We start from the raw sequence: 15,586 nt of genomic DNA, 5'->3' as shown, positions 1-15,586 counted from the left end.
AACCCCCCCCGGCCCCCCCCCCCTCCTCCCGGGGTGGTCTCTTTCACAAATAATTTGGTCCTTCCGGGGGGGGGGGGGGGGGGGCCCCCCGCGGGGGCGCCCCCCCCCCCCCCCCCCACCGCGGGGGTCACTTCTTGCTCTTGCCGCCCTCGTCGCTGGAGAGCACGGCGATGAACGCCTCCTGCGGGACCTCCACGGAGCCGACCATCTTCATGCGCTTCTTGCCCTCCTTCTGCTTCTCCAGCAGCTTCCTCTTCCGCGAGATGTCACCGCCGTAGCACTTGGCGAGCACGTCCTTGCGGATGGCGCGGATGGTCTCGCGGGCGATGACCCGGGAACCGATGGCCGCCTGGACGGGGACCTCGAAGGCCTGCCGCGGGATGAGCTCCCTGAGCTTGGCGACGAGGCGCACACCGTAGGCGTACGCCTGGTCCTTGTGGGTGATGGCGGAGAAGGCATCGACCTTGTCGCCGTGGAGCAGGATGTCGACCTTGACGAGGCTGGAGGACTCCTCGCCGGTGGGCTCGTAGTCGAGCGAGGCATAGCCGCGGGTCTTGGACTTCAGCTGGTCGAAGAAGTCGAAGACGATCTCCGCCAGGGGCAGGGTGTACCGGATCTCGACCCGGTCCTCGGAGAGGTAGTCCATCCCCAGCATGGTGCCGCGGCGGCTCTGGCACAGCTCCATGATCGAGCCGATGAACTCGCTCGGCGCCAGGATCGTGGCGCGTACGACCGGCTCGAAGACCTCGCTGATCTTGCCCTCGGGGAACTCGCTCGGGTTGGTGACGGTGTGCTCGGTGCCGTCCTCCATCACCACCCGGTAGACCACGTTCGGCGCGGTGGCGATCAGGTCCAGACCGAACTCGCGCTCCAGACGCTCCCGGATGACGTCCAGGTGCAGCAGACCGAGGAAGCCGACGCGGAAACCGAAGCCGAGGGCGGCGGAGGTCTCGGGCTCGTAGACCAGTGCGGCATCGTTGAGCTGGAGCTTGTCCAGGGCGTCGCGCAGCTCGGGGTAGTCCGAGCCGTCGAGCGGGTACAGGCCCGAGAACACCATGGGCTTGGGGTCCTTGTACCCCCCGAGCGGCTCGGTGGCGCCCTTGGACTGCTGGGTGATCGTGTCACCGACCTTGGACTGGCGGACGTCCTTCACACCCGTGATGAGGTAGCCCACCTCACCGACGCCCAGACCGTCGGAGGGGAGCATCTCGGGCGAGTTGGTACCGATCTCCAGCAGCTCGTGGGTGGCGCCGGTGGACATCATCCTGATGCGCTCGCGCTTGCCGAGCCGCCCGTCGACCACCCGGACGTAGGTCACGACACCGCGGTAGGAGTCGTAGACCGAGTCGAAGATCATCGCGCGGGCCGGGGCGTCGGCGACGCCCACCGGGGCGGGGACGTCCCGCACCACCCGGTCGAGCAGGGCCTCGACACCGAGGCCGGTCTTGGCGGAGACGCGCAGCACGTCGTCGGGCTCGCAGCCGACCAGGTTCGCCAGCTCCTCGGCGAACTTCTCCGGCTGGGCGGCCGGAAGGTCGATCTTGTTGAGCACCGGCACGATGGTGAGGTCGTTCTCCATCGCGAGGTAGAGGTTGGCCAGAGTCTGCGCCTCGATGCCCTGGGCGGCGTCCACCAGCAGGATGGTGCCCTCGCAGGCGGCCAGGGAGCGGGACACCTCGTAGGTGAAGTCGACGTGGCCCGGGGTGTCGATCATGTTGAGGATATGGGTCCGGCCCTGGCCCTCGCCCTCGGTGGGGGCCCACGGCAGACGCACCGCCTGGGACTTGATCGTGATGCCGCGCTCGCGCTCGATGTCCATGCGGTCGAGGTACTGGGCACGCATCTGCCGCTGCTCGACCACCCCGGTGAGCTGGAGCATCCGGTCGGCAAGCGTCGACTTGCCGTGGTCGATGTGCGCGATGATGCAGAAGTTGCGGATCAGCGCCGGGTCGGTACGACTCGGCTCGGGCACGTGGGAAGGAGTCGCGGGCACGCAGGGTCCTGATTCTCTGGCAGACGCCGGGTCGGTGAGACCCGCCTCGGGTCGATGTCGGATCGATACGCAGGCTCCATCGTCCCACGGGTGCGGGACTGCGCCCGGTTTGGGCCGTCCGCGGGGCGGCTGCTAGCCTGGGCAGCTGTGTCTCGTGCCCTCCCGGTCCGGGACACGCGCAATGAGATCATCCGGTTCCCCTCGCAGCTCGCGGGTGGGAGCGAACCCAGATAAGGGCTCACTTCGTGGCGAACATCAAGTCCCAGATCAAGCGGAACAAGACGAACGAGAAGGCGCGCCTGCGCAACAAGGCCGTCAAGTCGTCGCTCAAGACCGCGATCCGCAAGGCCCGCGAGGCCGTCGCCGCCGGCGACGTCGAGAAGGCCACCGTCGCCGCCCGCGCCGCGTCGCGCGAGCTCGACAAGGCCGTCTCGAAGGGGGTCATCCACAAGAACGCCGCCGCCAACAAGAAGTCGGCGCTGGCCTCTCGTGTCTCCTCCCTGCAGGGCTGAGCAGAGCATCTGAACTGACCGCCGTCGGGGGTCCAGCGGGCCCTCTCATCCGCTCCCGGACGGCACTCCTCGCGCCGCACGCGGCCTGCGTTCGCCACGCGGGTGCGGCGCACCGAGCTTGACGCCGAGGCCCCGGTGGCCGTCCTTCCCCAGGACGGCCACCGGGGCCTCGGCCGTTCCCGTGCCGGCCGCTGCTCCCGGGGCCTCCCGGGCGGCGCGCCGGTGGAGGTTCAGCCGCGGCGGGAGCGGGCCGCCCCGGCGATCGCGACGACCGCCCTCTCCAGGGCGTACTCGGGATCGTCCCCGCCGCCCTTGACTCCCGCGTCCGCCTCGGCGACGGCCCGCAGCGCGGCGGAGACGCCGTCGGGGGTCCAGCCCCGCATCTGCTGGCGTACCCGGTCGATCTTCCACGGGGGCATGCCCAGCTCGCGGGCGAGATCGGCAGGACGTCCGCCGCGGGCGGTCAGCAGTTTGCCGATGGCGCGCACGCCCTGCGCGAGGGCGCTGGTGATCAGGACCGGCGCGACACCGGTGGCCAGGGACCAGCGCAGCGCCTCCAGGGCCTCCGCCGCCCGCCCCTCGACCGCGCGGTCGGCGATGGTGAAGCTCGACGCCTCGGCACGGCCGGTGTAGTAGCGCCCCACGACGGCCTCGTCGACCGTGCCCTCCACATCGGCCGCCAGCTGGGACACCGCGCCGGCCAGCTCCCGGAGATCGCTGCCGATCGCGTCCACCAGTGCCTGGCACGCCTCGGGGGTCGCCGACCTGCCCAGTGCCCGGAACTCCTGCCGGACGAAGGTGAGCCGCTCGGCGGGCTTGGTGGTCTTGGGGCAGGCCACCTCGCGCGCCCCCGCCTTGCGGGCGGCGTCCAGCAGGCCCTTGCCCTTGGCCCCGCCGGGGTGGAGCAGCACCAGGGTGATCTCCTCGGCCGGGGCCCCGAGGTACGCCTTGACGTCCTTGATCGTGTCCGCCGAGAGGTCCTGCGCGTTGCGGACGACCACCACCTTGCGCTCGGCGAAGAGCGAGGGGCTGGTCAGCTCGGCGAGAGTGCCCGGCTGGAGCTGGTCCGCGGTGAGGTCGCGGACGTCGGTGTCCGCGTCCGCCGCACGGGCTGCCGCGACGACCTGCTGCACGGCGCGGTCCAGCAGCAGGTCCTCCTGCCCCACCGCAAGGGTGACGGAGGCGAGCGGATCGTCGGTCGTAGTGTTCCTGGCCATCAACGCCAAGCATCCCACGCACCACCGACAGCCCCTGCGCGGAGTCGGCGCCGGTGAGGCGCGCGGGGCGTCAGGGGGCCTCGCGCCAGCCGTCCCAGTCCGCGACGAAGGTGTCGAGCGCCGCGGAGTCCAGGGCGCCGTCCGGGTCCTCGACGACCACCAGCCACTGGGCGTCCTCGGCATCGTCCTCTCCGGCCAGGGCGTCCCGCACCAGCTGGGGCTCCTCACGGACGCCGAAGCGGTCGCCGAGCGCCTCGGCCACCTCCTCGGCGGCGTCGCGGTCGGGCAGCACCAGCACATGTCTCACGTCGCTCACCCCCGCATTCTGCCGGGGCGGCCCGGGTGCCCGGTGCGGCGGGCCGGTTCCGGGTCTCGCCGGCCGCGCCCGGCCGCGCACCGGGCGGGCCGGCTCCCTCCCTCCTGGAGGCGCACTGCCGACCCGCGGCCGACCCGTGCGACGGCCGGGCGGTTCCGGGGCATGGCACCGGCCGGGCGGGGGCCACCGGAACGGCCCGGCGGCGGTGGAGGTGCCGGTGCCGGTGCCGGTACCGCATGGTTCCAGGGCGGGGCGGTCAGGGGGTGGTGGTGCCGCCCGCCGTGAACACCGCGGCCTCGGGAACCTCCTCCAGGGCGATGCCGAAGTGCGTGCGGTAGGCGTCGAGCACCTCCGCGTCGCTCGCCAGGACCCGCTCCACGCGCTCCCCGCGGACGGTGGTGACCAGTCTGCGGCCCGAGAGCGTGATCCGGCCGTCCGCGGTGAACCGAGAGCACACGAGGCCCGCGGTGAAGTGCGAACCGGGCGAGGTCCGGTGGTACCAGCAGCCCGCCTCGAAGTCGGCCAGGGCCCTGGGCCGGGTGTCCAGCCGGAACTGCGGAGTGCCGTCCCTCAGCAGGTCGAGCTCGCCGTCGGCAGGACCCGGGATCAACCGGAACAGCCCGCCGGGGTCGCGCTGGTCGCCGCGTCCGTCGAGGAGCAGCGGGAAGCGGGCGTGGTCGCCGAAGCCGACATCCGCCAGCCAGGGTCCGGTTCCGTCGACGGTGTCGACCCGCAGCACCATGTGGTCGTACGGGATGCCCGGTCGTCCGTCCCCGTCCAGGACCCGTGCCTCGTGGAAGGCGACCGTGAAGCCCAGCGAGGTCAGCAGGGCGGCGAACGCCCCGTTGAGTTCGTAGCAGAAGCCCCCGCGTCCACGTTCGACGATCTTGTCCGCGAGCCGCCGCTCGTCCAGAACGACCTCCTCCCGCAGGTGGACCGAGAGGTTCTCGAACGGAACCGCCGCAAGGTGCCGGGTCTGGAGCGTCCTGAGCGCCGCGGCGTCGGCCCGGTCCGGCCGCTCGGCATCGATCCGGTGGAGGTAGGCGCCGACCACCGCGGGGGGCAACGCGGCACTCCGCTCGGCCGGAGCGGGCACGGAGCCCGCCTCGTCACGCGGTCCCGCCTTCGTCGGCGGGGACGGCTCCTGCGCGCGGGTGTCGGTTGCCATGGGCCCAGTCTTCCGCGGGGAACGGGGCCGGCGCCATGCGCCTGTGGCCTTCGGTCCTCGGGAGGAGGGCCGCTCGGACTTTCGGCGGAGCCGTGCTCTGCCGTCGCGCGCAGTCCCTCCCCCGAGCCGCCCACGGCGACGGATCCGTTGCCGTCCGTTCGCAGCACCAGAGCGCCCTGGGCGCGCAGGAGTGCGAGGGTGCGCGCGGAGGGGTGGCCGTAGGGATTGTCCCGCCCGCAGCTGATCAGCGCCAGACGGGGGCGGACCGCGGCCAGCAGTCCCGGATGCTGGTAGGCCGAGCCGTGGTGCGCGACCTTGAGGACGTCCACCCGCGGCAGGTCCGGGCGGGCGCGCAGCAGCGCCTGCTGGGCCGGGGGTTCAAGGTCGCCGAGGAGCAGGAGCGACAACCCTCCCGCGGCCCGCACCAGGAGGGTCACGCTCGCGTCGTTGGGCTCGCCGGAGACGGGAGCGGGGGCCTGCCGCGGCCACAGGACCTCCCATTCCAGCGGCCCGGCGCGCCGCCGCTCGCCGGGGACGGCCGAGACGACGGGGATCCCGGCCCGCGCAGCCGTCCGGTGCACGAACTCCGCCTGTTCCTCGGGTTCCTGGAGCGATGTCGTCTGGATGGCGCCCACGCTCCTGCCGTCGAGGACTCCGGGCAGCCCCGCGACGTGGTCCGCATGGAAGTGCGTCACGACCAGGAGCGGGATGTGTGTCACGCCCAGTTCCCTGAGGCAGCGGTCGGCAGGGGCCGGGTCGGGGCCGGCGTCCACCACCACGGCGGAACCGCCGCCCGCCGCGAGGACCGTCAGGTCCCCCTGGCCGACGTCGCACATCGCATAGCTCCAGTCGGCGGGTGGCCAGCCGGTGACCAGGCGTCCGAGCGGCGCCGGGCGGGCGATCACGAGGCAGAGCAGCACGGCGCAGACCGCGCAGGCGAGTGGTCGTCGGGAGAGGTTCCGGACCAGCAGCAGCACGGCTCCCGTGACCCCCGCGAGCAGCAGTCCGCCCGTCAGGCCGCCCGGCCAGGGCGCCCCTGCTCCGGGCAGTTCGGCGCCCCTGCGGGCGACCGCGGCGATCCAGCCCGCGGGCCATCCGGCGCACCATGCCAGTGCTTCGGCGGCCCCCGGAGCGACCGGCGCCGCGGCAAGGGCGGAGAAACCCAGCACGGTGGCGGGTGCGACGGCCGCCTCGACCAGCAGATTGCAGGGGACGCCGACCAGACTCGCCCGGGCCGCGAACACGGCGACCACCGGTCCGCACACGGCCTGCGCGGCAGCCGACGCGGCCAGCGGCTCGGCCAGTCTCGCCGGGACGCCCCTGTCCCGCAGGGCCCTGCCCCACCCCGGCGCGATGGTCAGCAGGGCGCCGGTGGCGAGCACGGACAGCAGGAACCCGTAGCTCCGCGCCAACCGTGGGTCGTACAGCACCAGGAGCAGCACGGCGGCGGCCAGGGCGGGCAGCAGGGAGCGGCGGCGGCCGGTGGCGATGGCGAGCAGGGTGACGAGCCCGCAGGCGGCGGCGCGCAGCACGCTCGGCTCGGGGCGGCAGACGACGACGAACGCGAGGGTCAGGGCGCCGCCGAGTACCGCCGTGCCGCGGAGTGTGACGCCCAACCGGGGTGCGGCACCTCCCCGTTCGACGAGCAGGGCCCTGCCGGGCGGGCCGACGAGCAGCATGAGCACGATGGTGAGGTTGCTGCCGGACACGGCCGTGAGGTGCGTCAGATCCGTTGCCTCGAAGGCGCTCTGCAGATCCTCGGGGACCCGGGAGGTGTCGCCGACGACCAGGCCCGGCAGCAGGGCGCGGGCGTCGGGGGCCAGGCCGTCGGTCGCCGTACGCAGGCCGGCGCGCAGGGACCCGGCGAAGCGCTGCAGGCCCGTCGGCGGCGCGACGACGGGCGGCCCGTCGCCACCCCGGACCCTCAGCACTGCGGCGATCCGGCCGTCGGGGTGGTCGGGAAGGGCCAGGCCGCCGGACAGCCGCAGCCGGGTCGTGGGAAGCAACCGGAGCCATGCGTCGTCGTGGCTGTCCGGGGAGACCAGGACCAGCACCGGTGTCCGGACCTCCACGGCGCCCATGCGACCGGTGGCCACCCGGGTCACTTCGGCGTCGAGCACGATGGCCGGCCGGTGGTGTGCGGCTCCGCCGGCATGCGGGCGGGACCGGCGGGGATCGGAGACCACCACGGCGTCGACCGTGACATGCGCCCCGTTGCGGGCGAGTCCGGGCAGTGGGCCGCGGTGCAGATCCGCCGTGTGGAGGCCGGCGACCGCCGCTCCGGCCGCGGCGCAGAACAGCACCCCGGCAGCGGTGGTGCGGAGCCGCGAGGCGGCGCGGAGCCTGCCGCCCATCGGGCGGTGCAGCCCTCTGCCGGCCGCTGGGCCTCTTGAGGGGGCCGTGTGCCGGGGTGTGGGCCCCGGTGCCGGTGCGCCCGCAGGGCGCAGGCCCTGTGTTGTTGCCGAGGGGGCCGGGGCGTCGCGGGGGGCCGTGCAGCCGGAAGAGCTCAGGCCGGGGGAGGGCCGAGGTCTGCTCCCTGCCGTGTCGAGGTGGCGGCCGGAGTCGGGCGGCGGACCCTCGGGCGGCGGCGGGTGACCGGGGCCCGGCCGGCCGCGCGGAGGCGCGCGGTGCGCCTCCGGGACTGCGGGGTGGACCGGTTCCGGGGTGGTCGGCCGCGCCTCTCGGTGGCCGGACGGCGCCCCGGCTCCCCGACCGTCGGCCCCTTCGCATCCGGTGGCCGGATCCGGTGCGGAGGAGGGCAGCATGGGCCCGCCGGGAGGGGCGGAGGCAAGCGGGGACCGGGCCGCGACGAGCAGGGCGCCCGCGGCCAGCAGGCATCCGGCCACTCCTGCGGCGGTCCAGCGCACGGGAGCCCCGAGGGCCAGTGCGGCGGCCGCCCAGGTCGCGAGGGCGGGGGGCACCAGCCGGAGGTCCGCCGGTCCTGCTCGGCGGCGTGGCGGCGGCTCCGTGCTCCGGTCGGCGCCGACGGCGGCGGCGACTCCGCCGTCCGGTGCCGGAGCCGCCGGTCCGGGGCGGGGCCGTGCGCCGGCCGACGGGAGGCGGCCGAATGCGGCCCCCGGTCGAGGGCCGGGGGTGCGGCCGGGGGGAGTGGCGCCCGCAGGGGCCCGGCTCCCGGGTGGAGAGGCGCCAGCAGGGGCCCGGCTCCCGCTCACGGCGTGACCCGGTGCTGGAGTTCCGCGAACCTGCGCTCGCCGATCCCGGTGACGTCCCGGAGTTCGTCGACCGACCGGAATCCACCCGTCCGCGTGCGGTGGTCGATGATGTGCCCGGCGAGGACGGGACCGACGCCGGGCAGCGTCTCCAACTGCTCGCCGGTGGCCGTGTTGAGGCTGATCGGCCCGGTGGCCGCACCAGGGGCGGCCGAGCCCGGCGCCGGCTCTCCGGCGGGCAGGGGAAGCCCGACCACGACCTGTTCCCCGTCCACCAGGATCCGGGCCCGGTTGAGACCCGTCAGGTCCGCCCCCTCCTCCGCGCCTCCGGCGGCCTTCAGGGCGTCCTGGACCCGGGACCCCGCCGGCAGGTGGAACACTCCCGGCCGGCGGACCTTGCCGCCCACGTCCACGACGATGCGGGTCCTCGGCCCCGCAGGGGCAGCGACCGACGGGGGCGGTACCGCGGCGGACGCGGGCTCCAGGTGGGGCAGTGGCTGGGACCGGGTGCCGCCCGGACCCAGCGTTTCCGGGACGGGAACCTGCCGCGGACCGGCCGCCCAGAAGTGCTGCCCCGCGAAGAGGGCGGCAGCCACGAGCACCACGACCAGCGCGGTGAGGGCACGCGGTTCGAGGCCGCAGCGCAGCCGGACCCACAGCGGCAGGCGGTCTCTCAGTGCCGCCCACCGGCGCCCCGCGCCCGCTGCGGCGTCGTCCCGCTCGTCGGGCGGACTCCCGGCGTGCCCCGTCGGCCGCGGGCGGTCGGCCGCGACGCCGACGGCGCCCGGCGGGAGGTACTCCCGGGGAGAGAGCGACGGCCCCCGCGTCGGCGCGACGGGACGTGTGGCGGCCGGGGCGGACCGCGGCTCGGTGTGGGATACCGGTGCGGGAGGGCCCGGCCGCCGTTCCGGTGCGGAAGGGCCGCGGTCGCGAGCTCCCGACGGCCCCGGGGCGCGTGGCGCGTCGGCCCGGCCGGCCAACCCGCACGGTCCGCCGGGCGGTGGAGCCGGGCCCCGGTCCGGGACCCGCTCTCGTGGCGCGGCCGGCTGCGGGGCGGCGGCCGGGACCCGGGGCGGTGCACCCGCCGGGACCCCTGGTGCGGCGCGGGCGGGACGCACGGGGAGGCGGGCGGGGTCGGCGGCGACCGGCTCGCGCAGCGAACGGAGCCAGGCCGTGTGGTCCCGGCCTCGGGCCGCCTGCTCGTGCCAGGCGTGGCGCCCCGTCGGACCGGCGTCTGTCGGGCTCGGTGCCGTGGGCCGGGAGGCGGACCGCGCGCTCGCCACGCCGTCGCCTCCCACGGGTTCCGGCCCCTCGCCGCGGAGGGTGCCGAAGGCGCCGGGAGGAGGGGCGGCCGGGCAGGGCTCCGCCTGCTCGCCCCCGTGCGGGCCCGCCGCCCGGAGCAGCGCGTCGACCCTCCTGCGGGTGGAGGCCGCGGCGTCGCTGCGGCGCCGACGCCCGCGCAGCCCCGTGTCGTGCCGCTCCTCGGCCTCCCCCGCTGAGCCGTCGGAGACGGCTCCGTCCATCTGCCGTGCGGACGTCCCCGAAGACCCGGACGACGGGGAGCCCTCGGCGCTCCGCGCCGCTCCCGGGGCTCGGTTCGCGGGTCCGGCCCGATGCCTCCCGCCGGGTCCCCGGCGCAGGGACAGTCGCGCTCGCCGGTGGCGCACACGCCCGTCGGACGCGGAGGCTCGGCCGGGGCCGCTGGTTGCCGAAGTCGCTCGAATCGTCATGCCCGGGACCGTACGGAGATCGCGCGGAGGCCGCGGAAACAGCCCGAATTCCGTGGATAACCTCGCGCTTGTGGAAAAACCCTCCCCTCGTACAGGTGAAATGACTCCGCGTCGGATCCGGACCCGTGCCGGTGGCGAGCACCCTCGCGGGCGGTCGGCCGTCGTGCGGAAGGGCGCCCGGTGGTGGCGGCGCGGCACCCCGGCAGCCGTCCTCCGCACCCCCGGCCCCCTGCGGCGGACGGCGGGACCGCGGGACGTGAGGACCGCGGGACGGCGGCCGGGCAACGGCAGCAGACGCCGCGAGCGCAGCACGGTGGCACCGCGGGGCAGGCCACGACCGTCCGCACCCTCCGGCGGCCCCGGGGCGGGACGCCGACGGCCGGAGGCGCCGAGAACGGCCGACCATCCTTCGCAGCGCGCACGGCGGCCCGGGCACGGCCACTGCCGCGCCCCAAGCGCACAACCGCCCCCGCGGACCGCCCGCCCGCGACCGGCCTCAGCGAGCCGAGACCACGACGCCCAGGAGCCCCGGCCCGGTGTGGGCGCCGATGACCGCGCCCACCTCGCTGACGTGCAGGTCCACCAGCCCGGTCACCCGCTCCCGCAGCCGCTCGGCCAGGGCCTCGGCGCGCTGGGGTGCCGCCAGGTGGTGCACGGCGACGTCCACGGCGGCGCTGCCGGCACGCTCGACCGCGATCTCCTCCAGCCGGGCGATCGCCTTCGACGCGGTGCGCACCCGCTCCAGGGGGCCGATCCTGCCGTCCTCCAGCTGGAGCAGCGGCTTGACCGCGAGCGCCGAGCCGAGAAGGGCCTGCGCCGCACCGATCCGCCCGCCGCGCCGCAGGTAGTCGAGGGTGTCGACGTAGAAGAAGGCGGACGTGCCCCCCGCGCGCTTCTCCGCCGCGGCCGCCGCCTCGTCCAGGGAGCCGCCCGCATCGGCCGCCTCCGCCGCGGCCAGGGCGCAGAAGCCCAGGGCCATGGCGACCATGCCGGTGTCCACGACGCGCACCGGTACCGCGGCCTCCCTCGCGGCCAGGACGGCGGCGTCGTGCGTACCGGAGAACTCGGACGAGAGGTGCAGGGAGACGATCCCGGTCGCCCCCGCCGCTGCGAGGGAGCGGTAGGTGCGGGCGAAGGTCTCCGGACTCGGCCGGGAGGTGGTCACCGGTCGGCGGTCCTGGAGTGCCGCCGCCAGCGAGCGGGCGGAGATCTCGGTGCCCTCCTCCAGGGCCTGGTCGCCGAGGACGACGGTCAGCGGCACCGCGGTGATGCCGTGCCGTTCCATCGCCGGGGCCGGAAGGTAGGCCGTGGAATCGGTGACGATGGCGACATGGCGGGACATGAGCGGGAGGTTACCCGCAGTCGCCGGTGTGCGGGAGACCGGCCCTGCGGACGGCCGGCCCGATCGGGGCGGACGGCCCTCCCCGGACAACCGGTCCGATCCGGGCGGACGGCCCGACATGCGGCCCCGGTCCGACGGCATCCGGCCGTTGTCGTGCCGGGGCACCCCGTGAGGCGCGTGCCCCGACCGTACAGGGCGCAGGGACCACAGCGCCGGAACCGCGGCAGCCGCTGCAGGAGGGAGCGGTGCCGTGCGCCTCAGCCGGACGTCTCCGGTCTCGGCGTCTTCTTCTCCCACGGGTAGGCGGTCTGCGCCCTGGGGTCCCTGGCGGTGATCGCCTGGGGGGCGTCGCCGGACACCGCACCGCTCCGGTCGGACCCCGCCGCGGGGGTGCCCTCTCCGCGCCCCGTGCCGTGTGCAGGGTCCTGGTGCGCGGGGGCCTGGCCCGGGTGGGGCTCCGCGCCCGGGGCCGACGGCTCCTCCGCCGCCCAGTGCCGGAGCGCACCGGCCTCCATGTCGATCTGTGCGCTCAGCAGATCCAGGTCGTCCTCGGCAAAGCGCTGGGCCCGGTCGCGCGCCGCCCACCGCAGGGAGTCCGCCGCGTGCGTGACGCGTTCGGTGCGCTCGCGCAGCCCGGGCAGCTGGGAGGCGAGTGCCGTGCGGTCGGGCTCCCGTTCCAGGCGCTTGAGCTCGGCGTCCAGTTCGTGGCCGTGTGCGCTGAGCCGCTCGAACAGCGCCAGGGACTCGGCGAGGGAGGCGTCCTCCCGGGCACCGGCGCCGAGCGCTTCCTGGGTGGCCCGCATGGAGGTGCGCAGGGACAGCCGGAGCTGCGCCAGCTCCGCCGCGGCGCCGCCCTGCCCGTAGCTCTTGGCCCGCAGGGCCGTGTCCTCGACCGTGCGGCGGGCCTGGTTCACGGTGCGCTCGACGCCGCGACCGGCGGCGCGCACCACCTTGACGGCCGCGTACGCCCCGAGGGCCACGAAGGCGAGGAAGAGGACCAGAAGGATCACGACGAATTCTCCCATGGGTGCCCCTCCACCTCGCCTGCACCGGTGCCGGGTCGGCACTGGCCGTACTACTGCCACCGTAAACGCTGGGGGCAGGCCGAGGGTTCCTGCGAACCCCCAACCTGCCCTCAGACCGCCCACTAGGGGACGGTCACATCCGGTCAGGCCGGAACGATGTTGACCAGCTTCGGCGCCCTGACGATCACCTTGCGGATCGCACCGCCGCCCAGGGCAGCGGCGACGGACTCGTCGGCCAGGGCGAGTGCCTCCAGCTCGTCGTCCCCGATCGAGGGGGGCACCTCCAGCCGGGCCTTGATCTTGCCCTTGATCTGTACGACGCAGGTGACGGTCGCGTCGACGACGTAGGCCGGGTCGGCCACCGGGAACGCGGCGTGCACCACGGAACCGGTGTGGCCCAGCCGGTGCCACAGCTCCTCGGCGATGTGCGGCGCCAGCGGGGCGACCAGCAGAACGAGCCGCTCGGCGACGGAGCGGGACAGCGGCGCGCCGCCCTTGGTCAGGTGGTTGTTCAGCTCGGTGATCTTGGCGATCGCCGTGTTGAAGCGCAGCGCCCCCAGATCCTGGCCGGCCCCGTCGATCGCCTTGTGCAGGGCCCTCAGGGTGTCCTCGTCGGGCTCGGTGTCCACGACGGTGACCTCGCCGGTCGCCTCGTCGACGATGTTCCGCCACAGGCGCTGGAGCAGCCGATACTGGCCGACGACGGCACGGGTGTCCCAGGGGCGCGACACGTCCAGCGGGCCCATGGCCATCTCGTAGAGCCGCAGCGTGTCGGCTCCGTACTCGGCGCAGATCTCGTCGGGGGTGACGGCGTTCTTCAGGGACTTGCCCATCTTGCCCAGCTCGCGCCTGACCGGCTCGCCCTCGAAGAAGAACCCCCCGTCGCGCTCCTCGACCTCGGCGGCCGCCACCGGGAAGCCGCGGGCGTCGCGGTACACGTACGCCTGGATCATGCCCTGGTTGAACAGCTTGTGGAACGGCTCGGCGGACGAGACGTGGCCCAGGTCGTAGAGGACCTTCGACCAGAAGCGGGCGTACAGCAGGTGCAGGACCGCGTGCTCGGCACCGCCGACGTACAGGTCGACGCCGCCGTGGGGCTTGCCCTCGCGCGGTCCCATCCAGTAGCGCTCGATCTCCGGGTCGACCAGCCGGGCGGTGTTGTGCGGGTCCAGGTAGCGCAGCTCGTACCAGCAGGATCCGGCCCAGTTGGGCATGGTGTTGGTCTCGCGGCGGTACTTCCGCGGACCGTCGCCCAGGTCGAGCGTGACGTTGACCCAGTCCTCGTTGCGGGACAGGGGCGTCTCCGGCTGGGTGTCGGCGTCGTCCGGGTCGAAGGTGCGCGGCGAGTAGTCGTCGACCTCGGGCAGCTCCAGCGGCAGCATGGACGCGGGCAGGGCGTGGGCGGTGCCGTCCTCGTCGTAGACGATGGGGAAGGGCTCTCCCCAGTAGCGCTGGCGGCTGAAGAGCCAGTCGCGCAGCCGGAAGTTGACGGTGCCCTCGCCGGCTCCCTCGGCCACCAGCCAGGCGATGATCCGGCGCTTGGCCTCGGCCACCTCCAGGCCGTCCAGGGAGATGCGGTCGTTGGCGGAGTTGATCGCCGGGCCCTGCCCGGTGTAGGCCTCGCCCTCCCAGCCCTCGGGCGGCTGCACGGTGCGCACCACGGGCAGGCCGAAGGCCTCGGCGAACTCCCAGTCGCGCTCGTCCTGGCCGGGGACGGCCATGATCGCACCGGTGCCGTAGCCCATCAGGACGTAGTCGGCGACGAAGACCGGGATGCGCTGCCCGGTCACCGGGTTGACGGCGTGCGCCCCGGAGAAGACGCCCGTCTTGTCCTTGTGCTCCGTCTGGCGCTCGACGTCGCTCTTGGTCTGCGCCTGCTTGCGGTAGGCGGCCACGGCCTCGGCGGGCGTCGCGGCGCCGCCGGTCCAGGCCCCGGGGACGTCTTCGGGCCACTCGGCGGGCAGGATCGAGTCGATCAGGGGGTGCTCGGGTGCCAGCACCATGTAGGTGGCACCGAACAGGGTGTCGGGCCGGGTGGTGAAGACGGTGACGGGCGTGTCGGGGGCCCCTTCGACGGCGAAGTGGACCCGGGCTCCCTCGGAGCGGCCGATCCAGTTCCGCTGCTGGAGCTTGATCGCCTCGGGCCAGTCCAGGGCGTCCAGGTCGTCGAGCAGGCGGTCGGCGTAGGCGGTGATGCGCATGTTCCACTGGCGCAGCTCGGCCTTGAAGACGGGGAAGTTGCCGCGCTCGGAGCGTCCGTCGGCCGTGACCTCCTCGTTGGCCAGCACGGTGCCCAGCCCCGGGCACCAGTTGACGGGCGCGTCGGAGGCGTAGGCCAGCCGGTAGCCGCCCAGGACGTCGGCGCGCTCGGCGGTGTTCAGCTCCTGCCACGCCCGGCCGCCGGGCACCTCGCGGGTGCCCTTCTCGAACTGGTCGACCAGTTCGGCGATGGGCCGGGCCCTCCGCGCCTCCGTGTCGTACCACGAGTCGAAGATCTGCAGGAAGATCCACTGGGTCCAGCGGTAGTACTCGGGGTCGATCGTGGCGAAGGAGCGGCGCTTGTCGTGGCCCAGGCCCAGACGGCGCAGCTGGGCCTTCATGTTGACGATGTTGGACTCGGTCGACACCCGGGGGTGGGTGCCGGTCTGCACGGCGTACTGCTCGGCGGGCAGGCCGAAGGCGTCGAAGCCCAGGGTGTGCAGGACGTTGTGCCCAGTCATGCGCTGGTGGCGGGCGTAGACGTCGGTGGCGATGTAGCCCAGCGGGTGGCCGACGTGGAGCCCGGCGCCCGAGGGGTACGGGAACATGTCCATGATGAACTTCTCGGGGCGCGCGGCCACGTCAAGGTCGCCGGCCAGGTCACCGCGCGGGTTCGGCGCCTCGTACGTCCCCTCGGCGTCCCAGAAGTCCTGCCAGCGTGCCTCGATGTCCGCCGCGAGCGCGGCCGTGTAACGATGCGGGGCTGCCGCCTCGGCAGCAGGGTTCGTCTCGCTCATGATCCTTGAAAGCTCCATCGATCGTCTCTGCCCACCGCGGTCGCTCCGTCGCGCCGGCGAAATGAAAAATCCCCTCGCACAGGAGGGGACGCCGCGCCGATTCCGACGTGTTCGGGT

General features: G+C 74.4%; 9 protein-coding genes and 1 pseudogene. 1 reads left to right on the top strand and 9 read right to left on the bottom strand.

Going from position 1 to position 15,586, the window contains the following annotated elements:
* Window positions 1–127 precede the first annotated feature (127 nt).
* Window positions 128–1,993 (bottom strand): translation elongation factor 4, encoded by a 1,866-nt coding sequence (gene lepA / locus ACGF15_RS24435; protein ID WP_345610576.1) that lies wholly within the window; start codon window positions 1,991–1,993, stop codon window positions 128–130.
* A gap of 245 nt (window positions 1,994–2,238) precedes the next feature.
* Between lepA and rpsT the strand changes: the two genes are divergently transcribed.
* Window positions 2,239–2,505 carry a 30S ribosomal protein S20 gene (rpsT, locus tag ACGF15_RS24430; protein WP_256527309.1) on the top strand — a complete coding sequence of 89 codons (267 nt, stop codon included), beginning with the start codon at window positions 2,239–2,241 and terminating at the stop codon, window positions 2,503–2,505.
* A gap of 230 nt (window positions 2,506–2,735) precedes the next feature.
* On the opposite strand, the gene holA is transcribed toward rpsT, so the two are convergent.
* The 8 genes and pseudogenes from holA to leuS all read right to left on the bottom strand — a co-directional run bounded on the left by holA (window position 2,736) and on the right by leuS (window position 15,469).
* Window positions 2,736–3,722 (bottom strand): DNA polymerase III subunit delta, encoded by a 987-nt coding sequence (gene holA / locus ACGF15_RS24425; RefSeq protein ID WP_392801932.1) that lies wholly within the window; start codon window positions 3,720–3,722, stop codon window positions 2,736–2,738.
* Window positions 3,723–3,792: 70 nt separating this feature from the next.
* Window positions 3,793–4,038 (bottom strand): hypothetical protein, encoded by a 246-nt coding sequence (locus tag ACGF15_RS24420; protein WP_362608153.1) that lies wholly within the window; start codon window positions 4,036–4,038, stop codon window positions 3,793–3,795.
* Between the two features lie 256 nt (window positions 4,039–4,294).
* Window positions 4,295–5,104, bottom strand: a complete 810-nt coding sequence (locus tag ACGF15_RS24415) for an arylamine N-acetyltransferase (protein ID WP_392801929.1) — start codon at window positions 5,102–5,104, stop codon at window positions 4,295–4,297.
* 200 nt (window positions 5,105–5,304) lie between these two features.
* Window positions 5,305–7,560: pseudogene (locus ACGF15_RS24410) on the bottom strand (ComEC/Rec2 family competence protein); the annotation flags it as partial.
* Between the two features lie 815 nt (window positions 7,561–8,375).
* The gene (locus ACGF15_RS24405; protein WP_392801926.1) at window positions 8,376–8,981 is read right to left on the bottom strand and encodes a helix-hairpin-helix domain-containing protein; all 606 of its coding nucleotides are present in this window, start codon (window positions 8,979–8,981) and stop codon (window positions 8,376–8,378) included.
* 1,621 nt (window positions 8,982–10,602) lie between these two features.
* Complete coding sequence (locus tag ACGF15_RS24400; protein WP_362608159.1) at window positions 10,603–11,448, bottom strand: DegV family protein; 846 nt, start codon at window positions 11,446–11,448, stop codon at window positions 10,603–10,605.
* Window positions 11,449–11,705: 257 nt separating this feature from the next.
* A complete protein-coding gene (locus ACGF15_RS24395; RefSeq protein ID WP_345610590.1) occupies window positions 11,706–12,473 on the bottom strand; it encodes a hypothetical protein in 768 nt (255 codons plus the stop codon).
* Between the two features lie 143 nt (window positions 12,474–12,616).
* Window positions 12,617–15,469, bottom strand: coding sequence for a leucine--tRNA ligase (gene leuS / locus ACGF15_RS24390; RefSeq protein WP_392801921.1), 2,853 nt, complete (start codon window positions 15,467–15,469; stop codon window positions 12,617–12,619).
* Window positions 15,470–15,586: the final 117 nt, after the last annotated feature.

Origin of the sequence: Streptomyces sp. NPDC048001, from assembly GCF_043203115.1 — a bacterium.
Classification (GTDB): domain Bacteria; phylum Actinomycetota; class Actinomycetes; order Streptomycetales; family Streptomycetaceae; genus Streptomyces; species Streptomyces sanyensis.
This window is presented reverse-complemented; position numbering and strand designations above follow the sequence as displayed.